The 24187-nt window shown below is 73.5% G+C and carries 23 protein-coding genes; 14 read left to right on the top strand and 9 right to left on the bottom strand.

Features of this window, described 5'->3' with window-relative positions; translation table 11 throughout:
• Positions 1-284 precede the first annotated feature (284 nt).
• On the top strand, positions 285-4535 hold the full coding sequence (locus tag IE272_RS20350; protein ID WP_190007423.1) for a bifunctional nitrate reductase/sulfite reductase flavoprotein subunit alpha: 4251 nt from the start codon (positions 285-287) through the stop codon (positions 4533-4535).
• A gap of 16 nt (positions 4536-4551) precedes the next feature.
• The gene (locus IE272_RS20345) at positions 4552-5115 is read left to right on the top strand and encodes an AAA family ATPase (RefSeq protein ID WP_056699662.1); all 564 of its coding nucleotides are present in this window, start codon (positions 4552-4554) and stop codon (positions 5113-5115) included.
• Positions 5116-5283: 168 nt separating this feature from the next.
• On the opposite strand, the gene IE272_RS20340 is transcribed toward IE272_RS20345, so the two are convergent.
• Complete coding sequence (locus IE272_RS20340) at positions 5284-6156, bottom strand: undecaprenyl-diphosphate phosphatase (RefSeq protein WP_056699660.1); 873 nt, start codon at positions 6154-6156, stop codon at positions 5284-5286.
• A 169-nt stretch (positions 6157-6325) separates the two neighbouring features.
• Entirely contained in the window at positions 6326-7048 is a 723-nt protein-coding gene (locus IE272_RS20335; RefSeq protein WP_050357721.1) for a TVP38/TMEM64 family protein, read from the bottom strand.
• Between the two features lie 49 nt (positions 7049-7097).
• Between IE272_RS20335 and IE272_RS20330 the strand changes: the two genes are divergently transcribed.
• From IE272_RS20330 to IE272_RS20315, 4 genes are all read left to right on the top strand, one after another.
• A complete protein-coding gene (locus IE272_RS20330) occupies positions 7098-7811 on the top strand; it encodes a DNA alkylation repair protein (protein WP_057661549.1) in 714 nt (237 codons plus the stop codon).
• 77 nt (positions 7812-7888) lie between these two features.
• On the top strand, positions 7889-8053 hold the full coding sequence (locus tag IE272_RS20325) for a hypothetical protein (protein WP_176739410.1): 165 nt from the start codon (positions 7889-7891) through the stop codon (positions 8051-8053).
• A 95-nt stretch (positions 8054-8148) separates the two neighbouring features.
• A complete protein-coding gene (gene tuf / locus IE272_RS20320) occupies positions 8149-9324 on the top strand; it encodes an elongation factor Tu (protein ID WP_073960029.1) in 1176 nt (391 codons plus the stop codon).
• Between the two features lie 72 nt (positions 9325-9396).
• A complete protein-coding gene (locus tag IE272_RS20315) occupies positions 9397-10242 on the top strand; it encodes a spermidine synthase (RefSeq protein ID WP_007453776.1) in 846 nt (281 codons plus the stop codon).
• 44 nt (positions 10243-10286) lie between these two features.
• Here IE272_RS20315 and IE272_RS20310 read toward each other — a convergent pair whose 3' ends face one another.
• Positions 10287-11378, bottom strand: coding sequence for a DUF8017 domain-containing protein (locus IE272_RS20310; protein WP_190007422.1), 1092 nt, complete (start codon positions 11376-11378; stop codon positions 10287-10289).
• Between the two features lie 121 nt (positions 11379-11499).
• Here IE272_RS20310 and IE272_RS20305 point away from each other — a divergent pair, with 121 nt between their 5' ends.
• On the top strand, positions 11500-11937 hold the full coding sequence (locus IE272_RS20305) for a DUF4442 domain-containing protein (RefSeq protein WP_032792876.1): 438 nt from the start codon (positions 11500-11502) through the stop codon (positions 11935-11937).
• Positions 11938-12021: 84 nt separating this feature from the next.
• Here the strand turns inward: IE272_RS20305 and IE272_RS20300 are convergent, their stop codons facing one another.
• Positions 12022-12552: a gamma carbonic anhydrase family protein gene (locus IE272_RS20300; RefSeq protein ID WP_007453770.1), complete on the bottom strand. Its 531-nt coding sequence runs from the start codon at positions 12550-12552 to the stop codon at positions 12022-12024.
• A gap of 177 nt (positions 12553-12729) precedes the next feature.
• Here IE272_RS20300 and IE272_RS20295 point away from each other — a divergent pair, with 177 nt between their 5' ends.
• The 3 genes from IE272_RS20295 (at position 12730) to IE272_RS20285 (ending at position 14806) form a co-directional block, all read left to right on the top strand.
• Positions 12730-13479, top strand: coding sequence for an acyltransferase (locus tag IE272_RS20295; RefSeq protein ID WP_056699783.1), 750 nt, complete (start codon positions 12730-12732; stop codon positions 13477-13479).
• 155 nt (positions 13480-13634) lie between these two features.
• Entirely contained in the window at positions 13635-14207 is a 573-nt protein-coding gene (locus IE272_RS20290; RefSeq protein WP_050357716.1) for a helix-turn-helix domain-containing protein, read from the top strand.
• Positions 14208-14251: 44 nt separating this feature from the next.
• Positions 14252-14806: a YbaK/EbsC family protein gene (locus IE272_RS20285; RefSeq protein ID WP_050357715.1), complete on the top strand. Its 555-nt coding sequence runs from the start codon at positions 14252-14254 to the stop codon at positions 14804-14806.
• Between the two features lie 23 nt (positions 14807-14829).
• Here IE272_RS20285 and IE272_RS20280 read toward each other — a convergent pair whose 3' ends face one another.
• From IE272_RS20280 to IE272_RS20270, 3 genes are all read right to left on the bottom strand, one after another.
• The gene (locus IE272_RS20280) at positions 14830-15513 is read right to left on the bottom strand and encodes a hypothetical protein (RefSeq protein WP_073960031.1); all 684 of its coding nucleotides are present in this window, start codon (positions 15511-15513) and stop codon (positions 14830-14832) included.
• 95 nt (positions 15514-15608) lie between these two features.
• Positions 15609-16445 carry an AAC(3) family N-acetyltransferase gene (locus IE272_RS20275; protein ID WP_056699648.1) on the bottom strand — a complete coding sequence of 279 codons (837 nt, stop codon included), beginning with the start codon at positions 16443-16445 and terminating at the stop codon, positions 15609-15611.
• Between the two features lie 59 nt (positions 16446-16504).
• Positions 16505-16936, bottom strand: coding sequence for a CoA-binding protein (locus tag IE272_RS20270; protein WP_098891317.1), 432 nt, complete (start codon positions 16934-16936; stop codon positions 16505-16507).
• 75 nt (positions 16937-17011) lie between these two features.
• On the opposite strand from IE272_RS20270, the gene IE272_RS20265 reads away from it, so the two are divergent.
• The 3 genes from IE272_RS20265 to IE272_RS20255 all read left to right on the top strand — a co-directional run bounded on the left by IE272_RS20265 (position 17012) and on the right by IE272_RS20255 (position 22175).
• A complete protein-coding gene (locus IE272_RS20265) occupies positions 17012-17638 on the top strand; it encodes a YigZ family protein (protein ID WP_056699643.1) in 627 nt (208 codons plus the stop codon).
• A 263-nt stretch (positions 17639-17901) separates the two neighbouring features.
• A complete protein-coding gene (locus tag IE272_RS20260) occupies positions 17902-19071 on the top strand; it encodes an exonuclease SbcCD subunit D (RefSeq protein WP_190007421.1) in 1170 nt (389 codons plus the stop codon).
• Positions 19068-22175, top strand: a complete 3108-nt coding sequence (locus IE272_RS20255) for an AAA family ATPase (RefSeq protein ID WP_190007420.1) — start codon at positions 19068-19070, stop codon at positions 22173-22175. The genes IE272_RS20260 and IE272_RS20255 overlap by 4 nt, the downstream gene beginning before the upstream one ends.
• A 59-nt stretch (positions 22176-22234) precedes the next feature.
• Here IE272_RS20255 and IE272_RS20250 read toward each other — a convergent pair whose 3' ends face one another.
• Positions 22235-22681, bottom strand: coding sequence for an Lrp/AsnC family transcriptional regulator (locus IE272_RS20250; protein ID WP_190007419.1), 447 nt, complete (start codon positions 22679-22681; stop codon positions 22235-22237).
• Positions 22682-22769: 88 nt separating this feature from the next.
• Between IE272_RS20250 and IE272_RS20245 the strand changes: the two genes are divergently transcribed.
• The gene (locus tag IE272_RS20245; RefSeq protein ID WP_190007418.1) at positions 22770-23264 is read left to right on the top strand and encodes a rhodanese-like domain-containing protein; all 495 of its coding nucleotides are present in this window, start codon (positions 22770-22772) and stop codon (positions 23262-23264) included.
• A gap of 20 nt (positions 23265-23284) precedes the next feature.
• On the opposite strand, the gene IE272_RS20240 is transcribed toward IE272_RS20245, so the two are convergent.
• A complete protein-coding gene (locus IE272_RS20240; RefSeq protein ID WP_190007417.1) occupies positions 23285-24166 on the bottom strand; it encodes an ATP-grasp domain-containing protein in 882 nt (293 codons plus the stop codon).
• Positions 24167-24187: the final 21 nt, after the last annotated feature.

The raw sequence follows: 24187 nt of genomic DNA, 5'->3' as shown, positions 1-24187 counted from the left end.
GCCGCTTCCGTCACCGGACGGGTCTTCCGCACCCGGCGTCTCTCCAGTAGTCGGCCGCCCCGGCGGAGAAGTTCCCGCGCGATCTCCGGGCGGGGCCGGAGACCGCCGCCCTGCGCCGCCCGGAGATCGCGCGGGCCTCACCGGCGGCCCGCGGGCGGTGTGCAGGCGACGTAACCGTCGTTGTTCAACTGGTGACATCCCCGGGTAACGGGCCCTTCCTAGTGTTGGGGGTGACCGCCGACCGCCCGCGTCCCTCCGGGAACGCCCGCCCCCGAAGGGCCCCCATGACCGTGCCGCCCCCGTCGCCGGAAGCTCCCGTCACCGACCGGGTGCGCACGGTCTGCTCGTACTGCGGTGTCGGCTGCGGGATCGTCCTCGACATCGCCGCCGGCCCCGACGGCCGCCGCACCGTCGTGAAGGCCTCGGGGGACAAGGAGCACCCGTCGAACGCCGGCCGGCTGTGCACCAAGGGCGCGACCGGCGCGGACCTCCTCGCCGCCCCCGGACGGCTGACCACCGCCCTGGCCCGCCCCGACCGCAGCGAGGAGCCCGCCCCGCTCGGCCGGGACGCCGCCATCGCGGAGACGGCGCGCCGGCTGCGGTCCGTGCTGGACGCCCACGGCCCGGACGCGGTGGCCCTCTACGTCTCCGGCCAGATGACGCTGGAGGCGCAGTACCTCGCCAACAAACTGGCCAAGGGCTTCATCGGGACGAACACCATCGAGTCCAACTCCCGGCTCTGCATGGCGAGCGCGGGCAGCGGCTACAAGCTGTCCCTCGGCGCGGACGGGCCGCCCGGGTCCTACGAGGACTTCGCCCACGCCGACGTCTTCCTCGTCACCGGCGCCAACATGGCCGACTGCCACCCGATCCTCTTCCTGCGGATGATGGAGCGCGTCAAGGCGGGCGCGAAGCTGATCGTCGTCGATCCCCGGCGCAACGCCACCGCCGCCAAGGCCGACCTGTACCTCCGGATCAGGCCCGGCACCGACCTGGCCCTCCTCAACGGGCTGCTGCACCTCCTCGTCGAGAACGGGCACACCGACCCCGGGTTCATCGCCGAGCACACCGAGGGCTGGGAGACGATGCCCGCCTTCCTCCGCGACTACCCGCCCGCCGCCGTGGCCGCGATCACCGGCATCCCCGAGGACGACATCCGGCAGGCGGCCCGCTGGATCGGCGAGGCGGGCGCCTGGATGAGCTGCTGGACGATGGGCCTCAACCAGTCCACCCACGGCACCTGGAACACCAACGCGATCGTCAACCTGCACCTGGCGACCGGAGCGATCTGCCGCCCCGGCAGCGGACCGTTCTCGCTCACCGGCCAGCCCAACGCCATGGGCGGACGCGAGATGGGCTACATGGGCCCCGGACTGCCCGGCCAGCGATCGGTCCTGGTCGACGAGGAACGCGCCTTCACCGAGGAGCTGTGGGGCATCGCGCCCGGCACCCTGCGCGCGGACGGCTCGGGCAGCGGCACCGTCGACATGTTCCGGCGCATGGCCGAGGGGGAGATCAAGGCCTGCTGGATCATCTGCACCAACCCGGTCGCCTCGGTAGGCAACCGCCGGACCGTCATCGAGGGCCTGGAGGCCGCCGAATTCGTCGTCACCCAGGACGTGTTCGCCGACACCGAGACCAACGCGTACGCCGATATCGTCCTGCCCGCCGCCCTCTGGGCCGAGTCCGAGGGCGTGATGATCAACTCGGAGCGCACGCTCACCCTCTCCCGCCGCGCCACCGACCCGCCGGGAGAGGCCTGGCCGGACTGGCGCGTCATCGCGGCGGTGGCCTGCGCCATGGGGTACGAGGACGCCTTCGGCTACACGAGCGCCGAGGAGATCTTCGCCGAGATCACGCGCGCCTCGAACCCGCGCACCGGCTACGACCTGCGCGGAGTGACGTACGAGCGGCTGCGCGACACCCCCGTGCAGTGGCCCAGCGCCGCCGTCGACGGCCCCGCCCGCAACCCCGTGCGCTACGTCAACGACGGCGTCAGCCAGGAGCTGACCGTACGGCCCGACGGGAGCGTGCCGAGGCTCGCCTTCCCCACGCCGAGCGGCCGGGCCGTCTTCCACGCCCGCCCGCACCTGCCGCCGGCCGAGATGCCCGACGAGGACTTCCCGCACCTCCTGAACACCGGGCGGCTCCAGCACCAGTGGCACACCCTCACCAAGACCGCGAAGATCGCCAGGCTGAACCGGCTCGACCCGGGCCCCTTCGTCGAGATCCACCCCGACGACGCCGCCGCCCTGGGCATCGGCGAGGACGACTGCGTCGAGGTCGCCTCGCGGCGCGGGCGCGCGGTGCTCCCGGCCCGGATCACCGACCGGGTCCGGGCGGGGGAGTGCTTCGCCCCGTTCCACTGGAACGACCTGTTCGGCGAGTACCTCGGCGTGAACGCCGTGACCAACGACGCGGTCGACCCGATCTCGTTCCAGCCCGAGCTGAAGCTGTGCGCGGTCCGGCTGGCGAAGGTCGCCGCACCCGCGCCGCGCCACGAACCCGCCGGGACGGAAGGCGCCGCGCTCCCCGGTGGCCCCGGTCCCACGGTCGCCCCGGGCCCGGTGGGCACGTCGGGACCGGTGGGAATACCGGGACCGGTGGACACGTCGGGACGCGGGGGAGTGCCGGACCCGGTGGACACCTCGGGTCTGGTGGGCGTGCTGGGCCCGGTGGACACCGCCCCGCCCGTCCTCACGGGGACGGAACGCCGCTATCTGGCCGGATTCCTCGCGGGTCTCGGCGCCCGGCCGGGGGGCACCCCGGTGCTTCCGGCGGGCGCCCCGTTCGCCCCGGACCACGCGCTGTGGGTCAACGGACTGCTGGCCGGCATGTACTCCCGGCTCGCGGGGACTCCGGAGCCCGGGCTCGCGGCACCGGCCGGCGCGCCTGAGGAACAGGGCCGGCCGGTCGTCGTGCTGTGGGCCTCGCAGACCGGCAACGCCGAGGAGGTCGCCGCGACGGCCGCCCGGACGCTGGCCGCCGAGGGGTACCGCACCACGCTCCTCGGCATGGACGACGGGACGCCCGACGCCCTGCCGAGCCCGGCCGACCTCCTCGTCGTCACCAGCACCTTCGGCGACGGCGACGCCCCCGACAACGGCTCCGGCTTCTGGGAGTCGCTGAACGCCCCCGGGACCCCGCGCCTGGAGGGAGTCCGCTACGCCGTGCTCGCGCTCGGCGACTCCAGCTACGACGACTTCTGCGGCCACGGCCGCCGTCTGGACGAACGCCTCGGCGAACTGGGCGCGGAACGGCTGGTCCCGCGCACCGACTGCGAACCGGAGTACGAACAGCCCTTCGGCCAGTGGCTCAAGGAGGTCCGGGCGGCACTGGAGACGACGACACCGGAAGGGACGGCGACGCGGGCAGCGGCCACACCGCGGGCCCCGGCGGCGTCCGCCCGCCCCTCCCGGGCCACGCCCGTCACCGCCCTCCTCACCGGGAACCGCCTCCTGAGCCTGCCCGGCGCGACGAAGGAGGTCCGCGCCTTCACGATCGACACCGGGGACGCCGACACCCCCCTGACGTACACGGCCGGGGACGCCCTCGGCGTACAGCCCCTCAACCCACCGGACCTGGTGGCCGAATGGCTCGCCGTCACCGGGCTCGACCCCACCGCCGAGGTGGACGTCCCCGGGCACGGCCCGGTCGCCCTCGACGAGGCCCTGCACCGCCACCTCGACATCGCCCGCATCACCCCGGACCTGCTGCGCCTGGTCGCCGACCACACGGGGGACCGGTCGCTGAAGAAGCTGCTGCGGCCCGACAACAAGGGCGAGAGGGACCGGTGGATATGGGGGAGGCAGGCCGTCGACGTGCTCGCCGAACACCCGGTACGGGCCACCGCCGCCGCCTGGGCCGAGGTGCTCGGACCGCTCCGGCCCCGGCTGTACTCCATCGCCTCCAGCCCGCTCGTGGATCCCCACCGGATGCGGCTGACCGTGTCCGTGATCCGCTACGAGAGCCACCGCGGCCGGATGCGCAAGGGCGTCGCCTCCACGTTCCTCGCCGACGCCGAACCGGACAGCCCCCTGTCGGTGTTCGTCCAGCGCAACGACCGTTTCCGCCCGCCCGCCGACCCGGCCACCCCGATGATCATGGTCGGGCCCGGCACGGGAGTCGCCCCCTTCCTGGGCTTCCTGGAGGAACGCCGGGCGCTCGGCCACCCCGGCCCCAACTGGCTGTTCTTCGGCGAGCAGCACCGTGCCACGGACTTCTACTACCGCGACGAACTCGACGCGCTGAGCCGCTCGGGCACCCTCACCCGGCTGGACACCGCCTTCTCCCGCGACCAGCGGGCCAAGGTCTACGTCCAGGACCGGATGCGCGAGCACGGAGCCCAGCTCTGGTCCTGGCTCCGCGACGGCGCCCACCTCTACGTCTGCGGCGACGCCTCCCGGATGGCCAAGGACGTCGACCGGGCCCTGCGCGACATCGCCGTCGCCCATGGGGGACTCGATCCCGATGCCGCGGCCGCCCAGGTGAAACAGCTAGCCTCGGACCGCAGATACGTGCGTGACGTGTACTGAACGAAGGAGTACGGCCATGGGGTGGACAGAGGTTCCGGTGGACACCGAACCGGCGGCGGGCGCCGTCCTGTTGATCGGCATCCCCGGCAGCGGCAAGAGCACGGTGGCCTCGGCTCTCGCCGCCCGCTTCGCCGCCTCCGCCCACATCGAGGTGGACGCCCTCCAGGAACTCATCGTCTCCGGCGGCCGGTGGCCCTCGCCCGACGGGGACGAGGAGGCGGACCGGCAGATCTTCCTCCGGGCCCGCAACGCCTGCCTGCTGGCGGGCAGTTTCGCCGCCGCGGGCTTCCTCCCGGTCATCGACGACGTCGTCGTACGCCGCGCCCACCTCGACTTCTACCGCGCCACGCTCACCGGCGTACCGCTGCACTGCGTGGTCCTGGCTCCGGGCGCCGCGAAGGCCATGGAGCGCAACCTCTCCCGGGACAAGACGCTGACGACGGACTGGTCCCCGCTGGACGACGCCATGCGCACCGAACTGGCCGACGAGAAGATCTGGATCGACAGCGCGGAACTGACCGTGGACGAGACGGTCGACGCGGTCCTGTCCGCCACCGGCCTGACGCCTCCACCGGCCTGACGCCTCCGCGGGTCCGAAGCCTCCGCAGGTCCGAGGCGCGGTAGGCCTCGGGCCGGTGGAGTTGTCAGACCCCCGCCGTACGGTGGGGACATCTATCCGCGCTGCTGGCTGCTGCGCTGCTGGATCGTCCCGCCCGGCTGCTCCCGGGCGGGACGCACACCGATGAGATCAGCCCGCCGACTCACCCGCGTGCGGGCTGAGCACCCCGGCCCAGATCAGAATGAAGAGGACGATGCCGAGCAGGATGCGGTAGATGACGAACGGCATGAAGCTCTTGGTCGTGATGAACTTCATGAACCAAGCGATGACGGCGTATCCGACGACGAACGCCACCAGGGTCGCGAAGATCGTCGGGCCCCAGGAGATATGCCCCTCGCCCACGTCCTTGAGTTCGTAGGCGCCCGAGGCGAGCACCGCGGGGATCGCCAGCAGGAACGAGTAGCGGGCGGCCGACTCGCGGGTGTAGCCCATCAGCAGACCACCGCTGATCGTCGCGCCCGACCGGGAGACCCCGGGGATCAGCGCCATCGCCTGGCAGAACCCGAAGATCAGACCGTCCCTGACCCCCAGCTCCTTGAGCGTCTTGCGTTCCTTCACCACACGGTGCTTGCCACCGGACTCGTCGCGCGCGGCCAGCCGGTCGGCGATGCCCAGCACGATGCCCATGCCGATCAGCGTCGTCGCGATCAGCCGCAGATCGCGGAACGGTCCCTCGATCTGGTCCTTGAGCGTGATGCCCAGCACACCGATGGGGATCGAGCCGACGATGACCAGCCAGCCCATCTGGGCGTCGTGGTCACCGCGCATCGAACGGTCCGTCAGCGACCGGAACCAGGCCGACAGGATCCGGGCGATGTCCTTGCGGAAGTAGATGAGCACCGCCGCCTCCGTGCCGATCTGACTGATGGCGGTGAAGGCGGCCCCCGGGTCGTGCCAGCCGGCGAACGCGGCGGTCAGCCGCAGATGGGCGCTGGAGGAGATCGGCAGGAACTCGGTCAGTCCCTGAACGAGTCCCAGGACGAATGATTCGAACCAGCTCATGGGGCTTTGGCCATCCCGGAGGTGATCGTGCATCGGCCACGGGCGACTGGGCCCGTCGGCTGCGTGCGGAGTGCGGAGTGCGGTCAACGACTTCGAGGTCGCGGGCAGCGTATCGCCTGAAAGTAAACGTCAGGCCTACTGCGCCGGTCGTCCACGTGCCGCCGTACGCTCAGTCCTTCGGCGTGTCCCGGCCGAGCCGGTGGCGCTTGCGCCAGGCGACCAGCGCCCCGCCGAGGGCGGACAGCACGATGAAGCCCATGGCGGCCAGGAACACCGGCGAGGTCGGCGACGCGGCCTCGCTGCCGGCTATCACGTACGCCGCCGTGTTCGGGATCGACCCGAGCCCGGTGGCCAGGAGGAACGGCGGAGCGCTCATCCGGGAGGTCGCCGCGCAGTAGTTGGCGGCGGCGAACGGGATCCCGGGGAAGAGCCGCAGCGCCAGGACGGACCGGAAGCCGTGCCGGCTCAGCACCCCGTCCGCGGCGGTGAGGAGCCTCCCGCGCAGCAGCGTCCGCAGCGCGTCCTGGCCCAGCACCCGGCCCAGCATGAACGACACGCCCGCGCCCAGCACCGTGCCCGCCAGCGCCGCCGCCAGACCCGTCTGCGCGCCGAACAGGGCACCCGCGGCGATGTTGAGCAGCGGGCGCGGCACGAACGCCACCGTCAGCGCCCCGTACGCCAGCCCGAAGAGCATCGCGGCCGTGCCCCCGGTCAGCTGGGGCGGCCAGCCCGAGGCCAGCAGCCGGTGTGGCTCGAACAGCAGCATCGTCGACGCGGCCGCCAGCAGGACGACCACGAGCAGCGAGAACCGGGACCACGGGGACAGCAGCGCCCTGGAGAGGCGCAGGGCGGGACCGGTGGCGGGCCGGGCGGCGGGGACGGGGTCGAACATTCGGGGAGAGTAACCGAAAACGCTGTGTGATCGCCGTAATGTGCCTCGCGTGAACCCCGCCGCCGACGCCCCCGTCCCGCCGGACAGCGCCCTCGCCGACACCGTCCTGGAGCGGCTCGTCGCCGTCTACGCCCCGGCCGCCGACCCCGTACGGGCGGAGGGAGCCGCCGCGTACATGAAACACGTCGCCCCCTTCCTCGGGATCCCCACCCCCGAGCGCCGGGCCCTGTCGCGGACCGTGCTGGCGGGCGCCGGGCGGCCGGACGAGACGGACTGCACGGCGATCGCGCTGCGCTGCTGGCTGCTGCCGGAGCGGGAGTACCAGTACTTCGCCGCCGACTACCTGCGCCGGAACGTGGGCCGTTGCACCTCGGGCTTCCTGCCCGTCCTGCACCACCTCGTGACCACCGTCCCCTGGTGGGACACGGTGGACGTGCTCGCCGCGCATGTCGCGGGCCCCCTGGTCGCCGCCGACCCGGCGCTCGCCCGGGAGATGGACCGGTGGATCGACGACCCGAGCCTCTGGGCCGCCCGGACCGCTCTGCTGCACCAGTTGCGCTACCGGGAGGACACCGACGCCGACCGGCTCTTCGGCTACTGCCTGCGCCGCGCGGACCACCCCGACTTCTTCATCCGCAAGGCGATCGGCTGGGCCCTGCGGGAGTACGCCAAGACCGACCCCGTCGCCGTACGCGACTTCGTCGGGGGAGCCGGGACCCGGCTGTCGCCGCTCTCCGTGCGCGAGGCGCTCAAGAACCTCTGAGGCCGGGCCGGGAGCGACGCGTCCCCCCCTCCGAAAACCATTCGACTCCTCGACCCCGCCCGGCCATGATCAGGGGCATGTTCCGGTACGTCTTCCTCGCAGCACGGTCCGCAGTCGCGGACGCGCCGAAGGCTGCCGTGAACGGCCCGGTCGCCGAGGCAGTCGCCCCGGTCGCCGCAGCAGCAGTCCTCGCGGCAGCGTTCACCGCTGCCGCAGCGCCCATCGGCGGCGCCCGAAGCTGACCCTCCCCCGACAGTCCGGCGGACCCCGTAAGGGGAGGGTCGGCGGGGCCCTGGGGTCTTCTCTTCTCAGCTTCGAGTTCTCAAAGGAACGAGCCATGTCCAAGACGGCTTACGTACGCACCAAGCCGCACCTCAACATCGGCACCATGGGCCACGTCGACCACGGCAAGACCACTCTCACCGCCGCCATCACCAAGGTCCTCAGCGAGCGCGGCGGCAGCAGTACCTCCTACGTGTCCTTCGACCGGATCGACCGGGCCCCCGAGGAGGCCCAGCGCGGCATCACCATCAACATCGCGCATGTCGAGTACGAGACCGACACCCGCCACTACGCGCACGTCGACATGCCCGGTCACGCCGACTACATCAAGAACATGGTGACCGGGGCGGCGCAGCTCGACGGGGCGATCCTCGTCGTCTCCGCGCTCGACGGGATCATGCCGCAGACCGCCGAGCACGTCCTGCTGGCCCGTCAAGTGGGGGTCGACCACATCGTCGTCGCCCTCAACAAGGCCGACGCGGGCGACCCCGAGCTGACCGACCTGGTCGAGCTGGAGGTCCGCGAGCTGCTCTCCGCGCACGGGTACGGCGGCGACACCGTCCCCGTGGTCCGGGTCTCCGGGCTCAAGGCGCTGGAGGGCGACCCCCGCTGGACGGCGGCGATCGAAGGGCTGCTGGACGCCGTCGACACGTACGTACCGATTCCGGTGCGCTACACCGACGCGCCGTTCCTGCTGTCCGTCGAGAACGTCCTGACCATCACCGGCCGGGGCACGGTCGTCACCGGCGCGGTCGAGCGCGGCACCGTCCGCGTCGGCGACCGGGTCGCGGTGCTGGGCGCGGACGTCGAGACGGTCGTCACCGGTCTGGAGACCTTCGGCAAGCCGATGGAGTCCGCCGAGGCCGGGGACAACGTCGCGCTGCTGCTGCGCGGGGTCGAGCGCGACCGGGTCCGCCGCGGCCATGTCGTGGCCGCGCCCGGCAGCGTGGTGCCGAGCCGCCGGTTCACCGCCCAGGTGTACGTCCTGTCGACGAGGGAGGGCGGCCGGTCGACCCCGGTGGCCACCGGCTACCGGCCGCAGTTCTACATCCGTACGGCGGACGTCGTCGGCGACGTCGACCTCGGCGAGGCGGCGGTCGCGCGCCCCGGTGACACGGTCACGATGACCGTGGAGCTGGGCCGTGACGTGCCACTGGAGTCCGGTCTCGGCTTCGCGATCCGCGAGGGCGGCCGCACGGTCGGCGCGGGCACGGTCACCGCGCTGCTCTGAGCACCACCGCTGCCCGCCGCCCTGCGTCCCAGGGGTGGCGGGCAGCGGGGCGCGGGAGGCGACAATGGAGAGGTGAACGAGCCGATACCCGTCATCCGCGAGGTCGACTGCGGCACCGCGCGGCTGCTGCCCGATGTGGACCGCGACCGGGCCTGGCTGCTCACGGTCGACGACGCGCCCCAGTCCTACGTCGACCTCGACGACCCGTCCTACCTGGAGTTCGAGTACGTACGCCGGCTCGCCCACGTCGTGGACGGCGCGGCCGGACCGGGCACGCCGCTGGACGTCCTGCACCTCGGCGGCGGGGCGCTGACCCTGCCCCGCTACGTCGCCGCGACCCGGCCGGGCTCGCGGCAGGACGTCGTCGACGCGGACCGGGGGCTGCTGCGGCTGGTCCGGGACCATCTGCCGCTGCCCGACGGGAGCGGCGTCCGGCTGCACGCGGCCGATGCCCGGGAGCGGCTGGAGGCGGCGGCCCCCGCCTCCGCCGACCTCCTGATCGCGGACGTCTTCGGCGGCTCCCGCGTTCCGGCGCACCTGACCTCCGTCGAGTACGCGCGGGCCGCCGGCCGGGCGCTGCGCGGGGACGGGATCTACGCCGCCAACCTGGCCGACAGCGCGCCGTTCGCCTTCCTCCGCTCCCAGCTGGCGAACTTCGCCGCGGTCTTCCCGGAGCTCGCGCTGATCGGGGAGCCGGCCGTGCTGCGCGGGCGGCGCTTCGGCAACGTCGTGCTGCTCGCCTCGTACGCGCCCCTCGACGTGGCCCCGCTGGTCCGCGCCTGCGCCGCCGACGCGTTTCCGGCACGGGTCACCCACGGCCCCGCGCTGACCCGGTTCATCGGCGGGGCCCGCCCGGTGGCGGACGTGGACGCGGTCGCCTCGCCCGAACCGCCCGCCGGAGCCTTCAGCGTCGGCTGAGGCTCCGGCGGGCGGTTCGTCGGCGGGAACGGCGGGGAGAGCGGTCAGCCGGTGGGCTGACCGGAGAGGCGGACCGTGCTCAGGATCTTCTGGATGGTGGTGTCCGGAAGCTCGTCCTTGACGCCGGCGGCGGCGTAGAGAACCCAGGTCGAGTAGTCGCCCTTGGAGTTCTTGAACGAGAAGGCGATCGACTTTCCGTCGCTGTCGCACTTCTCCTTGTTGGCCAGCTCCAGTGCGGTGGCCTGGACGACGCTGCCGGAGAGACCCGACTCGGTGGTGTACGGCTTGGGCTTGCCGATCTTGACCTTGGTCTTGGGATCCAGCTGGGCGTAGGCGGCCCACACCCAGTTGGCGGCCTCGTTGGTCGCGGCCTCGTCGGTGTTCTTGGCGCCCTGGGCGCCCTTCGTCCCGACGCCGGCGAGCCCGGTGTCCTCCTCGCTGCCGTCCCCGTCGGAGTCGTCGATGCACCACTTGCTCTTGTAGTAGGCGGGTGCGGAGAAGCCCGCGACGGGCGGGCCGTCGGGCTTCTTGGCGTCCTCGAAGCCGGAGAACATGCCCGAGCTCGCGACCTCCCAGTCGCCGGGAACGTCGAACTGCGTGCCCCACTTGGGGTTGGTGACGACCTTCCACCCCGGAACGACCGGCTTGGGGTCGCTGTCGGAGCCTCGCGGGTTCTCCGCCGGCGGCGCGGAGCCGGTGTCCGTCGCGCTGGGCTTGGCGCTCGGCGACGCGGACTTCTTGTCGTCGGCGACGGTCTTGCCGTCGTCGTCCTTGCCGAGGACGAGGAAACCGGTGACGCCCGCCGCGACCACGACGGCGGTGGCCGCGACGATCGCCACGATCGTCGTCTTCTTCTTGTCGTCGCCGGGCTTCGGCCCGCCGGGCGGACCCGGGACGGCGTACTGCGGCACCGTCGGCTGCTGGTAGGGATTGGGCTGCTGGTACCCCGGCTGCCCGCCGGGCGGGCCCTGCGGGTACCCGTAGCCCGGCTCCGTGGGCTGCCCCGGCTGGCCCTGCGGCGGATATCCCGGTTGCTGATAGGGATTCGGCTGCTGGTACCCCGGCTGCTGGTACGGGTTCTGATTCTGGTCCTGCGGGTTCTGCTCGCCCCCGGGCGGCTGCGTTCCTGGCCACATGGCCAGTAACCATAGAGGGGCCGCCCGGCCACTTCTACGGCCGCCCTGTCCCAGAGCCGTCACAAGGGGATGGCCAAACGGTGCTACTGGTGAGTAACCTTCGGGCATGAGCGCTGAACAGATGACCGTGGGCGAGATGCTCGTCGCGACGGTCCCGATGGCCCGGACCCTCAACCTCGACTTCCTGGAGACGACCCCGGAGCGCGCCGTCGTCCGGCTGCCCGACCAGGCGGACTACCACAACCACCTGGGCGGACCCCACGCCGGAGCGATGTTCACGCTCGCCGAGTCCGCCAGCGGCGCCATCGTCATCGCCGCCTTCGGCGACCAGATGTCGCGCGCCGTGCCGCTCGCCGTGAAGGCCGAGATCGGCTACAAGAAGCTCGCCAAGGGCGAGGTCACGGCGACCGCGACCCTCGGCCGCCCCATCGCCGACGTGGTCGCCGAGCTGGATGCCGGACAGCGGCCGGAATTCCCCGTCGCCATCGAGATCCGGCGCGCCGACGGCGCGGTCACCGGCGAGATGACCGTCGTGTGGACCCTGCGCCCCAACAGCTGAGAACCGCCGTACGCACCCGGGCCGCCGCCTCTCCCCGAACGGGAGGGACGGCGGCCCGGTGCGCTGCCGGCCGGAACGCGGGTGTCAGCCCCCGTGCGCCTCACGGTGGGCCTTCGCCAGCTCCACGTACCCGGCCGCGTTGAAGCGGATGCCCTCCAGCTCCTCGGCGGTCAGCGGCCGCTTCACCTTCGCGGGCACCCCCGCGACGAGCGAGCCCGGCGGCACCCGCATCCCCTGCGGCACGAGTGCCTGCGCGGCGACCAGCGAACCCGCCCCGATGTGCGCGCCGTTGAGCACCGTGGCGCCCATGCCCACCAGCACGTCGTCCTCGATCACACAGCCGTGCAGCACCGCGTTGTGCCCGACCGAGACCCGCGCGCCCACGGTGAGCGGGAACCCGGGGTCGGTGTGCACGCTGCAGTTGTCCTGGATATTGCTGTCGGGGCCGAGCGTGATGGGACCGCAGTCGGCCCGCAGCACGGCCTGGTACCAGACGCTGGAGCCCGGGGCGAGCGTCACCTCGCCGATCACCACGGAGGTCGGGGCCACGAACGCGTCCACGTCGATGTCCGGCTCCTTGCCGCCCATGCCCGTGATCAACGCCTGCTCCGCCATCGCCTGCTCCTTCGCGCCGGTGTGGTGCTCCTGGGCCTTCCCGCAGAATCGGTCGGATCCGCCGGTCGGGGCCGACTCACACGGTAGGGGACGACTCCCGGCGCACAGCGCCCGGTGGGGCGAACATCACAGGTCATCGCGCGGATCGCCCACCGCGCCGCCGACTACCGTGAGCGCGTGCCGAAGAACCGAAACACGTTCTCCTTCCTCGCCCGCTGGCCGCGCCGCGCCGCCTCCCGCGCGGTCCACCTCGGCTGGGCCTGGGCACAGCGGGCGGGCGCGGTCACCGCCGAGCACCCCGGGCGGCTGCGGTTCCGCGCGATCGGCACGGGGACCCGGCTCGCCTTCCCGCAGGGGACCGTGTTCGGGGAGCCGTGGATCGAGCTCGGCGCGCACTGCGTCATCGGCGAGCAGGTCACCCTCACGGCCGGGATGATGCCGGACCTGGACCTCGGCCCCGACACCGTCCTCACCCTGGGCGACGGCGTGGTGCTGGGGCGCGGCAGCCACGTGATCGCGGACACGACGGTGACCATCGGCCCGGACACGTACTGCGGCCCGTACGTCTACATCACCTCGACCAACCACAGCTACGACGACCCGCACCAGCCCGTGGGCAAGCAGTGGCCCCGGATGGAACCGGTGGCGATCGGGCCCGGCTGCTGGATCGGCACCGGCGCGGTGATCCTGCCCGGGGCCCGGCTCGGCCGGAACGTGGTGGTCGCCGCGGGCGCGGTCGTCCGGGGCGAGGTGCCCGACCACGCGGTGGTCGCGGGAGCCCCCGCCCGCGTCGTCCGCAGCTGGGACCCCGAGAAGGGCTGGCAGCCGCCCCTGCGCACACCCGCGCCCGTGCCGATCCCCGAGGGCGTCACCCCCGAGCAGTTGCTGGCCCTCGCGGAACCGGACGAGGCTTGCGAAACCCCGTAGGGCGGCGGTGGCGGCACACCCGGCCGGACGCGGGAGTGCACCGTACGGCAGTGCAATATTCTTGACCCCGGCATGCGCCGTACGCGACTCAGCACGCCGCACTCAGTACCCGCACTCCGCCACCCGCACTCCGCCATCCACCGCAGGGACGGTACGTGTCCGACCTCGACCAGCTCACCCAGTCGCTGGCCCGCAACCTCAAGCGCTGGCGGGGGGAGCGCGGCTTCACCCTCGACGCCCTCGCGGCCCGCGCCGGAGTCAGCCGCGGGATGATCATCCAGATCGAGCAGGCGCGGACGAACCCGAGCGTCGGCACCACGGTCAAGCTGGCCGACGCGCTCGGCGTCAGCATCACCACCCTCCTCGACCACGAGCAGGGCGCCCAGGTCCGGCTGGTCCCGGAGAGCCAGGCCGTCCGTATGTGGTCCACCGAGGCGGGGAGTTCCACCACGCTGCTCGTCGGCGCCGAGGCCCGCGGCCCGCTCGAACTGTGGACCTGCCGGCTGATGCCGGGGGAGGGCACCACCTCCGACCCGCACCCCGAGGGCACCGTCGAACTCCTCCACGCGACCGAGGGCGAACTGACCCTCGTCGTCGACGGCCGCACCCACCCGGTCCCCGCCGGGACCTCCGCCGCCTTCGAGGCGCACGTGCCGCACGGCTACCGCAACGAGGGCGACGAACCGACCGTGTTCACCATGGCCGTCGCCATCCCGCCCGTCCGCTGAGACGCCCGGCCGGCCTCGCGCCCGCCGCTGTTAGCGTGAGCGCCATGCGCGCACCCATCGGCACCTTCGAGGACGCCGCTCCCGCTGCGGAACGGCTCGACCTGCTCCCCGCCCCCGTCGTCGCGGCCCTGACCGCCGGCTGGGGAGAGTTCACCGCCGAGCAGGTCATCCACGTCGACAGCGACCCGGCCGTCGCCGACACCGCGGTCTTCGCCGAGCACCACGGCGTGGAACTGCTGGACACCTCGGCCAACTGCGTCGTCGTGGCGGGCAAGCGCGGCCAGGACGTCACCCTCGCCGCCTGCGTGGTGCTCTCCCGCACCCGGGTCGACGTCAACGGCGCGGTCCGCAGACACCTCGGCGCCCGCAAGGCCTCCTTCGCGTCGATGGACACGGCGGTCGGCGAGAGCGGCATGGAGTACGGCGGCATCACCCCGATCGGCCTGCCCGCCGCCTGGCCCCTCCTGCTGGACCCCGCCGTGGTGGACGAGGAGTGGGTCCTGATCGGCAGCGGCAGCCGGCGCGGCAAGCTCATCGTCCCCGGCAAGGCGCTCGCCGCCCTCCCGGGCGCCGTCCTCGTCGAGGGCCTCGGCGTCTGAGCGCGGGAGCGCCGGGACCCGGGTCAGAAGAGCGGCGGGTCGACGCGCCGTAGCGACCGGTCGGCGCCCTTCAGCACGTCGATGATGCGCTCATGGGTGTCGCCCACCCGGTCCGTGACGCGTAGCCGCACATGGACGTCACGGACTTCCGCCATCGCCTCCTCGGTGAACCAGCCGATCAGCATCAGGCCCTGCGCCGGAAGGGGCTTGTCGGCGCTGATGAAATGGAGGGAGAAGTCCGACCGGTCCACCGGCCCGCGTTCCTCGATCGCCCGCTTCGCCCGTTCCCGGTCCACCCAGCCCGTCTCGTCGTCGGTGGGGTCCGCGTCCCCGGTGAGGACGACCCGGTAGGCGATCCCGTCGACCACGGCCACGTCCTGGGCGGCGTTGACGACGTGGCAGGCCCAGACGAGCCGGTCGTCGGGAGCGATGCCGGCCGTGGCCCGCCCGTAGTACCCGAGCGCGGGGCGGACAGCTCGCGCGTACTGCCCCCTGGCCAGCGCGGCGCCCATACTGCCGACCACCGCGGTCGTGGCGCTCTGCCCGTCCAGCAGTTCGAGCTTCCACGGCCAGGAGTCCGTGAGGGTGTCCGGAGCGTTCGTACGCCACACGCTGTAGGCGAGCAGGAGCAGGGACAGATAGACCATGCAGGTCAACAGGCGCGAGAAGACGCGATTTCTCCGCACCACCCGCTGCGACGTCCTCACGCCTCGGTCCCCCCGCCGGCCGCTGTTCGAGCAGAGTCACTCTAGGGACTCCTAACGCGGCACGACAGAGCGCCTGTGCGGGCAGTGGCTCCCTCTCAGCCGCCGGTCCGCCGGTGCTCCGTGAGCCAGTCCGTGGCGAAGTCGACGGCGGGGCGCAGCCGGACGAGCCTGCAGGCTGCCGCGCCCACCCGCCCCGCGCGTACGTCACCGTCGGCTGCGGCATCCTCGAACGCCGCGCCCAGGACGGCGAAGTCCCCGTCGTCCAGGGCGACATCCTCGTACTCCCACCACCGGCGCACCCCCCGCGACGTCACCACACAGCGGTAGCTGCGGCGCGGCGGGCCGGGCATCCGGTACTCGCCCAGGTGGAACGCCGTACAGGTGGCGTAGCCGGTGCCGAGCAGCAGAATCCGGGCGTCCGCCTCGTACAGCCGGGCCAGCGGCGAGTCCTCCCCGAGATGGCAGTCGGCCCGGTGCCCGGCGAGCAGCCGCGCCGCGTCCGGGCCGAGCGCGGCGAACGAGGTCTGCGGATGCGCGCTGCGCCCGGCCCCCGCCGCCGTCCGTACGGCCTCGGCCAGCGCGCCCATCGACGGCGCGGGGGTCACGGCCGGGTCGTACGGCTCCATCGAGGCGCGCACGGCGTCGACGGCCCCCGCGTCCAGGCCCCGTACCCGCTCGCGGTAGTGCGGGGAGGTGTCGGAGTTCTCCGGGGTGAAGGCGGGGACCACCAGGGTCCCCGTCGGCCCCACGGCCCGGCGCACAGCGCCCAGCACGCCCCGGGCACCGTCCGCCACCGGCCCCAGCGACCGCAGCGAGGCGTGCACCAGGAGCACATCGCCGGGCCGCACGCCCAGTGCGGTCAGAGCGGCCGTCGTCCGGGCCCCGTCGAGCACATCTGCGTCGTGCACGTCTGCGTCGAGTACGTCGTCCACGGCGGGGATCCTTCCCGTCCCGGGGCGGCCCGCACACCCGGTCCGTACACCCGGTCCGCTCAGGCGGGTCCGACCAGCCGCGGGATCTCGATCGCGGGGCACCGGTCCATGACCATGTCCAGCCCGGCCGCGCGCGTCCGCTCGAAGGCGTCCGGGTCCACGACGCCGAGCTGGAACCACACCGCCTTCGCCCCCACCGCCACCGCCTCGTCCGCGACGCCGCCCGCCAGCTCGCTGTTGACGAACACGTCCACCACGTCGACGGGGAAGGGGATGTCCGCGAGCGAGGCGTACCCCTGCTCCCCGTGCACCGTCTCGGCCTTCGGATGCACCGGCACCACCCGCTTGCCGAACCGCTGAAGGACCTCCGCCACACCGTAGGCGGCCCGGGAACGGTTGCCGGACAGGCCCACCACCGCCCAGGTGTCGCCGGTGTCCTGGAGAATCCGCCTGATCGTCGAGGGGGCCGCGTACGTGTCGTCTGCGTTCATGCCGGGACAACCGACGAGCCCCGCCCGCTCATTCCCGCCGGGCCCCGTCCTCGCGGCGGCGCATAGGGTGGACGGATGCAGGAGCAGTACCGGACCGTCGCCCGCGCGGGTGTGCACGAGAGCGAGATCAACCGATCCCGTTTCCTCTGCTCCCTCGCCCCCGCCGCCACCGAACAGGAAGCGCAGGACTTCGTCGCCCGCGTCCGCAAGGAGCATCCGGCCGCCTCCCACAACTGCTTCGCGTACGTGATCGGCGCCGACGCCTCCGTGCAGAAGGCGAGCGACGACGGCGAACCCGGCGGAACCGCGGGCGTCCCGATGCTCCAGATGCTCATGCGGCGCGAGGTGCGGTACACCGCGGCGGTCGTCACCCGCTACTACGGCGGGGTCAAACTCGGCGCGGGCGGACTGATCCGCGCGTACGGGGGAGTGGTCGGCGAAGCCCTCGACGCGCTCGGCACCATCACCCGGCAGCGCTTCCGGCTCGCCACGATCCGGGTCGACCACCAACGCGCCGGAAAGCTGGAGAACGACCTGCGGGCCACCGGGCGGGACGTCCGCGAGGTGCGGTACGCCGAGGCCGTCACCATCGGCATCGGGCTGCCGGACGGCGACGTCGAGGCGTTCACCGCCTGGCTGGCCGACGCGACCGCCGGGACCGCCACGCTGGAGCTGGGCGGCGAGGCGTACGGCGACGTGTGACGACGCCGGGGTCCGAACGCGCGCGATGAGGGCAATCCCACGGACACCGAAATCATGATCGATGCGGGTTCGGCGGCCCGGCGGCGTTAGCGTGGTCGGTGCCGAGCGGAATCACGGGCCGCCGGTGCGCGGCCCACGGGGTGGAGGACGACGACGATGCAGGCCGGAACCGGCGGAACGACGATGCGGGCCGGATCCGGCGGAGCGACGGTGCACGCCGGAACCGGAACGTCGATGCGGGCCGAGTCCGGCGGAGTGATGGCGTGAGGATCCTGCACACCTCGGACTGGCACCTGGGCCGGTCCTTCCACCGCGTCTCCCTCCTCGACGCCCAGGCCGCCTACCTCGACCACCTCGTGGCGACCGTCCGGGAACGCGAGGTGGACGTCGTCCTCGTCGCGGGCGACGTCTACGACCGGGCCGTCCCGCCGCTCACCGCCGTCGAGCTGTTCGACCGCGCACTGCACCGGCTCGCCGCCGCGGGCGTCCCCACCGTCATGATCTCCGGCAACCACGACTCCGCCCGCCGGCTCGGCGTAGGCGCCGGGCTCTTCGAACGGGCCGGGATCCACCTGCGGACCGACCCGGAGAACTGCGCCACCCCGGTCGTGCTCGCCGACGACCACGGCGACGTGGCGTTCTACGGGCTGCCCTACCTGGAACCGGCCCTGGTCAAGGACACCCTCCGGGCCGCCAAGGCCGGCCATGAGGCCGTCCTCACCGCCGCCATGGACCGGGTCCGCGCCGACCTCGCCACCCGCCCCGGGGGCACCCGCTCCGTCGTCCTCGCGCACGCCTTCGTGGCGGGCGGGGAGCCCAGCGACAGCGAGCGCGACATCACCGTCGGCGGGGTCGCGGCGGTCCCGGCCGGGGTCTTCGACGGCGTCGGCTACGTGGCCCTCGGCCATCTCCACGGCTCCCAGCGGGTCACGAGCCGGGTCCGCTACTCCGGCTCCCCGCTCGCCTACTCCTTCTCCGAGGCCGACCACCGCAAGACCATGTGGCTCATCGACCTCGACGGCGACGGAGACATCGCGGCCGAGGAACGGATCGACTGCCCCGTGGAGCGGCCCCTGGCCCGGCTCCGCGGCCGGCTCGACACCCTCCTGGAGGACCCCGTCCTGGAACGCCACGAGCACGCCTGGGTCGAGGCCACCCTCACCGACCCGGTGCGCCCCGCCGAGCCCATGGCCCGCCTCGCCCGGCGCTTCCCGCACACCCTCAGCCTCGTCTTCGACCCCGAGCGGCCACCGGACGACCCGGGGGCTTCCTACGCGCAGCGCCTCCAGGGCCGCGACGACCACCAGATCGCCGAGGACTTCGTCGCCCATGTCCGCGGCGGCAGCGGCCCGAGCGACCTCGAACGCACCGTGCTGCGGGCCGCGTTCGACGACGTACGGGTGGACGAGACCGTGCGCGAGGTGTCCCGGTGAGACTGCACCGCCTGAGCATCACCGCCTTCGGCCCGTTCGGCGCCACCCAGGAAGTCGACTTCGACGCCCTCTCCTCCGCCGGTCTCTTCCTGCTCCACGGCCCCACCGGCGCGGGGAAGACGTCCGTCCTGGACGCCGTCTGCTTCGCCCTGTACGGAGCCGTCCCCGGCGCCCGGCAGAGCCCCGGGGCCTCCCTGCGCAGCGACCACGCGCCCGCGGACCTGTCCACCGAGGTCCAGCTGGAGCTGACTGTCGGCGGCCGGCGCCTCGAAGTCACCCGCAGCCCGGCCCAGCCCCGCCCGAAGAAGCGCGGCGACGGATTCACCGTGGAGAAGGCGCAGAGCCGGCTGCGCGGTTACGACCCCGAGCGCGGCTGGCAGGCCCTCAGCAAGTCGCACCAGGAGATCGGCGAGGAGCTGACCCAGCTCATCGGCATGAGCCGGGACCAGTTCTGCCAGGTGGTCCTGTTGCCGCAGGGCGACTTCGCCCGCTTCCTGCGCGCGGACGCCGAAGCCCGCGGCAAGCTCCTCGGCCGGCTCTTCGACACCCGCCGCTTCGCTGCCGTCGAGGAACGACTCGCCGAACTGCGCCGGGGCGCCGAGGCCAGGGTCACCGCCGCCGACGAGCGGGTCCTCGCCCTCGCCCAGCGCACCGCCCAGGCGGCCGGACCCGTCGGGGCCGAGGCCGCGCCGATCGCCGCCCGGCCCGGCGAACCCGGTCTCGCCGAAGCCGTCCTGGAGTGGGCCGCGATCGCCCGGTCCACGGCCCGCGAACGGCTCGACATCGCCCACTGCGTCGTGAGCGAGGCCGAGGGCCGGCAGCGCGCGGCACGCCACGCGCTGGACACCGAGCGCGAACGCGCCCGCCTCCAGCAGCGGTACGAGGAGACCGTGCGGCGCGCCGCCGCCCTGGAGGAGCGACGGCCCGAACACGACCGCTGCCAGGAACGGCTGGAACGCGCCCGCAAGGCGGACCGGGTCGCCCCCGCACTGGACCTGCGCGAGGAGGCGGAGCGCGCCCACCGCCGGGCGGGCGACGCCCTGGACCGGGCCAGGGCACAGCTGCCGCCCGACCTCGCCGACGCGGGCCCCGACCGGCTCACCGAGCTGGAGCGCCGGTTCCGGCAGGAGCTGGGCGGCCTGGAGTCGGCCCGCCGGGCCGAGGCGCGCAGCGCGGCGATCGACGAGGAACGGGACCGGCTGGAGCGCGAGTCCCGGGCCGACGACACGACCGTCCGGGACGCGGACGCCTGGCTGGCGGGCTGGGGCGCCGTCCACTCCGGACTCAGGGAACGTATCGCGACGGCGCAGGAGGCGGCGACCCGCGCCGAACAGCTCGCCGGACTCCTCGCCCCGGCCCGCCGCAGACTGGAGGCCGCCCGCCGCCGCGACGAACTGGCCGCCGAGGTCCTGGTCACCCGGCGGACGCTCACCGAGGCCCGTGAAGCCGCCCTCGACGCCCACGAGACCTGGCTCGGACTGCGGGAACGGCGGCTGCGGGACATCGCGGCGGAGCTGGCCGCCGGACTCGTCGACGGCGCGCCCTGCACCGTCTGCGGCTCCGCCGAGCACCCGGCCCCCGCCACCGAGGGCGACGGCCACGTCGACCGGGCCACCGAGGAGGCCGCCCTCACCGCCCACCGCCGCGCCGAGGAGACCCGCGCCCGCGCCGAGCAGGCCCTCGGACTCGTCAGCGAACGCCACGCCGCCGCACACGCGGAGGCCCGCGACACGGATCCCCCGGCAACCGTCACCGATCCCTCGGCGGCCGTCCCCGATCCTTCGGCGGACGTCGTGGCGGAGCCCGCCGGGGGCGAGGGCGAGGGCGGGACGAAGGCGGACCCCGGCCCGTCCGTCGACGAACTCCGGGACGCCGTCGACCGGTTGGCCGCCGAGCATGCCGAGGAGCACCGCCTCGCCGCCGGGACGCACGCCGCCCGCGAGGCCCTCGACGCCGCGGAGCGCGAGCACCTCGGGCGTCTCGAACTCCGGCAGGAGGCCGAGCGCCGGGCCGCCGCCCGCACGTCCCGGCGGGAGGCGCTCGACCGCGAACAGGCCGTGCTGCGGGACGAACTCGCCGTGGTCCGGGGCGAGTCCGGGTCCGTCGCCGCGTATGCGGAGCGCCTCACCCGTCGGGTGGCGCTGCTCGCGGAGGCCGCCGAGGCCGTACGCGCCGAACAGGAGACGGGCCGGAGGCGCAAGGAGGCCGACGGCCGGCTCTCCGACGCGGCGTTCCGGGCCGGTTTCGACACCCCGGAGGCCGCCGCCGCGACCCTCCTCGACGCCGCCGCCCAACGCGACCTCCAGCACCGCATCGACGCCTGGCAGGCCGAGGCCGCCGCGGTCGCCGACCGCCGCGCCGAACGCGACGCCCGCGAGGCCGCCGAGCAGCCCCCCGCTCGACCGACCGCCGCGCAGGGAGAGTTCGACACAGCGGAATGGCTGCTGCGCGAGGCCTCCTCCGCACGCGCCGCCGCCGAGGAGCGCTGTGCCGAGCTGGCCAGGCTCTCCCGGGAGGCCGCCGACGAGGTGCGGCGGCTGGGCCCGGTGCGCCAGGAGTACGAGCGGATCGCCCGGCTCGCCGGTCTGGCGGCGGGCACCTCCGCCGACAACGAGCGCAAGATGCGCCTGGAGGCGTACGTCCTGGCCGCCCGCCTCGAACAGGTGGCGGCCGCCGCCACCGCACGGCTCCAGCGGATGTCCTCCGGCCGCTACACCCTGGTCCACTCCGACGCCCGCACCGGCGGCCGCAGAGCCGGGCTCGGGCTGCATGTGGTCGACGCCTGGACCGGCAGCGAACGCGACACCGCGACGCTCTCCGGCGGGGAGACGTTCTTCGCCTCGCTGGCGCTCGCGCTGGGCCTCGCCGACGTCGTGACCGAGGAGGCCGGCGGCGTACGCCTGGACACCCTCTTCATCGACGAGGGGTTCGGCAGCCTGGACGACCAGACCCTGGACGAGGTGCTCGACGTGCTGGACTCCCTGCGGGAGCGGGACCGGAGCGTCGGCATCGTCAGCCACGTGGCCGACCTGCGCCGCCGGATCCCGGTCCGGCTGGAAGTGGTGAAGGAGCGTCAGGGCTCCTCCGTCCGCCACCGCCTGTGACCGGCACGGCCCGGGAGACACGTCCGGTGACCGGCCCGGCCACGCGTACGCCCGCCGGGTCAGCGGCCGATCGCCCGGCGGGGGAGCGGCGAGGAGTACACGATGCTGGTGGTGACGGAACCCAGCGCGCCGATCCGCCCGGTGGTCTCCTCCAGATGCCTCATCGAACGGGCCGTGACCTTGAGGACGAAGCAGTCGTCGCCCGTGACGTGGTGGGCCTCGATGATCTCCGGCGTGGTCTCCAGGAGATCGTGGAAGGGCTTGTAGTTCCCGTTGGGGTAGCGCAGGCGCACCAGGGCGAGAAGGGGCAGCCCGAGCCGCTCGGCGTCGACCACCGCCGCGTACCCGCTGATCACCCCCAGCTCCTCCAGCCTGCGCACCCGCTCCGTCACGGCGCTCGGGGACATGGCGACGGCGCGTGCGAGCTCGGCGAAAGTGGCGCGGCCGTCGCGCTGGAGGACGTCGAGGATGCGCCAGTCGGTGGCGTCCGGGGAATAGTCGGTCACTCTCCCGAGAGAACAGGGAAAACCCCGGCGAATCAAGAGCAGCGCCGGGGAATCTCACTTCCCGGTCCCGTTCCCCGGTCATAGATTCATGGTCATGACCTCGCACATCACGGCCACGGCCGACAACCCCGTCCTGCGCGTCGCGCCCGCTTCTCCCGCTGCGGCGGCGGCCTACTTCGGCGCTTCGCTCGCTTTCCACGCGGACGTCTCCGACGTCGCGTCCACGCTGGCCGCCGACGGTGATCCCGGGTTCGTCGTCCTGGACAGCCGCTCCACCGCGTCCTGGGACCAGGGGCACGTGCCCGGTGCGGTGCACCTGCCCACCGCCCTGATCCCCGAGCAGGCGGCGGCGCTGCTGGACCCGGCCGTCCCCGTCATCACGTACTGCTGGGGGCCGGGCTGCAACGGGGCGACCCGTGCTGCCCTGGCCCTCGCCCAACTGGGTTACCAGGTCAAGGAGATGCTCGGCGGATTCGAGTACTGGGCGCGCGAGGGATTCGCCTTCGAGACCTGGGAGGGCGTCGAGCGGCGCGGCGCCGACCCGCTCACCGCGCCGGCCGACGCCGCCGACTGCGGCTGCTGATACCGGGACCCGGGCGGAGGTCAGCGCGGTGCGACGGCCGCCAGCGCGGCGAACAGAGCCCCGGCCTCCGCCCCGGCGGGAAGTCCGCTGACCTGGCCGTCGCCGACCTCCACCACCCGCCACACCCCGTCCTCGCGCAACGCCACGTCGGTGGTGACCCAGCGCAGTCCGAGGCGGCCCACCGCCTCCCGCAGGGAGGCCGGTTCGGGGACGGGCGCCGAGCCGGGGGTGTCGGGGTGGGCGGTGACGAGCACCACCTCCCCGTCCACCCACCACACCCGCGCCTCGCCGCCCGCGACGAACGGCTCGAAGGACCGCAGCACCAGGCCGCCCGAGAGGTACGTGCCCTGCAGCTCCACGAAGCGGCCCACCACGGAGGCCAGTCGCTCCCCGTCCGCCAGCTCCGGCACGTAACACGCCTCGTGCCACTCGTGCTTGCGGGACTTCACGAAGTCCTTCACGATGCCGGGACCCGGGCCCAGGGATGCGGCGAGCCCGGTCAGCTCGTCGGCGGTGGGCGGCGGAGCCCCCGGAGCCATGGCGCACCACACGCTGCGCGGCGTGAGCCCGTCGAACTCCTCGTACCAACCGGGGAGTTCATGCGCCCGCCGATAGCCGGCGGCGCCGGTGAGCAGGGCACAGCCCCGGTCGCCGAGCGCCGCCTCCAGCTCCGCGTACCGGGCGGAGGGGATCATCCAGCCCCGGTACCAGTACGGTCCGGAGTCCCGCGCGACCCGGGCCACCGCCCCGGCCGCGTCCCCCGCGAGCAGCGCGTCATGATCGAGCAGCGCGATCCGCCCGCCGGCCGCACGCGCCCCGGCGACCTCGCCGGAGAACTGCGGATCGGGCCGGGAGAGCCGCAACGGGTCGGCGCAGAACAGGAATCCGTTCCGCTCGCTCATGACAGGCTGCCTCACTTTCAC

It is taken from the genome of Streptomyces anulatus (assembly GCF_014650675.1).
In the GTDB taxonomy this organism is placed as follows: Bacteria; Actinomycetota; Actinomycetes; order Streptomycetales; family Streptomycetaceae; genus Streptomyces; species Streptomyces anulatus.
This window is presented reverse-complemented; position numbering and strand designations above follow the sequence as displayed.

Coding starts and splice junctions, on each gene's coding strand:
- IE272_RS20240 (WP_190007417.1), bottom strand. CDS start 24,166: ATGAGCGAGCGGAACGGATTCCTGTTCTGCGCCGACCCGTTGCGGCTC.
- IE272_RS20350 (WP_190007423.1), top strand. CDS start 285: ATGACCGTGCCGCCCCCGTCGCCGGAAGCTCCCGTCACCGACCGGGTG.
- IE272_RS20345 (WP_056699662.1), top strand. CDS start 4,552: ATGGGGTGGACAGAGGTTCCGGTGGACACCGAACCGGCGGCGGGCGCC.
- IE272_RS20265 (WP_056699643.1), top strand. CDS start 17,012: ATGCAGGAGCAGTACCGGACCGTCGCCCGCGCGGGTGTGCACGAGAGC.
- IE272_RS20270 (WP_098891317.1), bottom strand. CDS start 16,936: ATGAACGCAGACGACACGTACGCGGCCCCCTCGACGATCAGGCGGATT.
- IE272_RS20305 (WP_032792876.1), top strand. CDS start 11,500: ATGACCGTGGGCGAGATGCTCGTCGCGACGGTCCCGATGGCCCGGACC.
- IE272_RS20245 (WP_190007418.1), top strand. CDS start 22,770: ATGGTCATGACCTCGCACATCACGGCCACGGCCGACAACCCCGTCCTG.
- IE272_RS20310 (WP_190007422.1), bottom strand. CDS start 11,378: ATGTGGCCAGGAACGCAGCCGCCCGGGGGCGAGCAGAACCCGCAGGAC.
- IE272_RS20335 (WP_050357721.1), bottom strand. CDS start 7,048: ATGTTCGACCCCGTCCCCGCCGCCCGGCCCGCCACCGGTCCCGCCCTG.
- IE272_RS20300 (WP_007453770.1), bottom strand. CDS start 12,552: ATGGCGGAGCAGGCGTTGATCACGGGCATGGGCGGCAAGGAGCCGGAC.
- IE272_RS20285 (WP_050357715.1), top strand. CDS start 14,252: ATGCGCGCACCCATCGGCACCTTCGAGGACGCCGCTCCCGCTGCGGAA.
- IE272_RS20340 (WP_056699660.1), bottom strand. CDS start 6,156: ATGAGCTGGTTCGAATCATTCGTCCTGGGACTCGTTCAGGGACTGACC.
- tuf (WP_073960029.1), top strand. CDS start 8,149: ATGTCCAAGACGGCTTACGTACGCACCAAGCCGCACCTCAACATCGGC.
- IE272_RS20325 (WP_176739410.1), top strand. CDS start 7,889: ATGTTCCGGTACGTCTTCCTCGCAGCACGGTCCGCAGTCGCGGACGCG.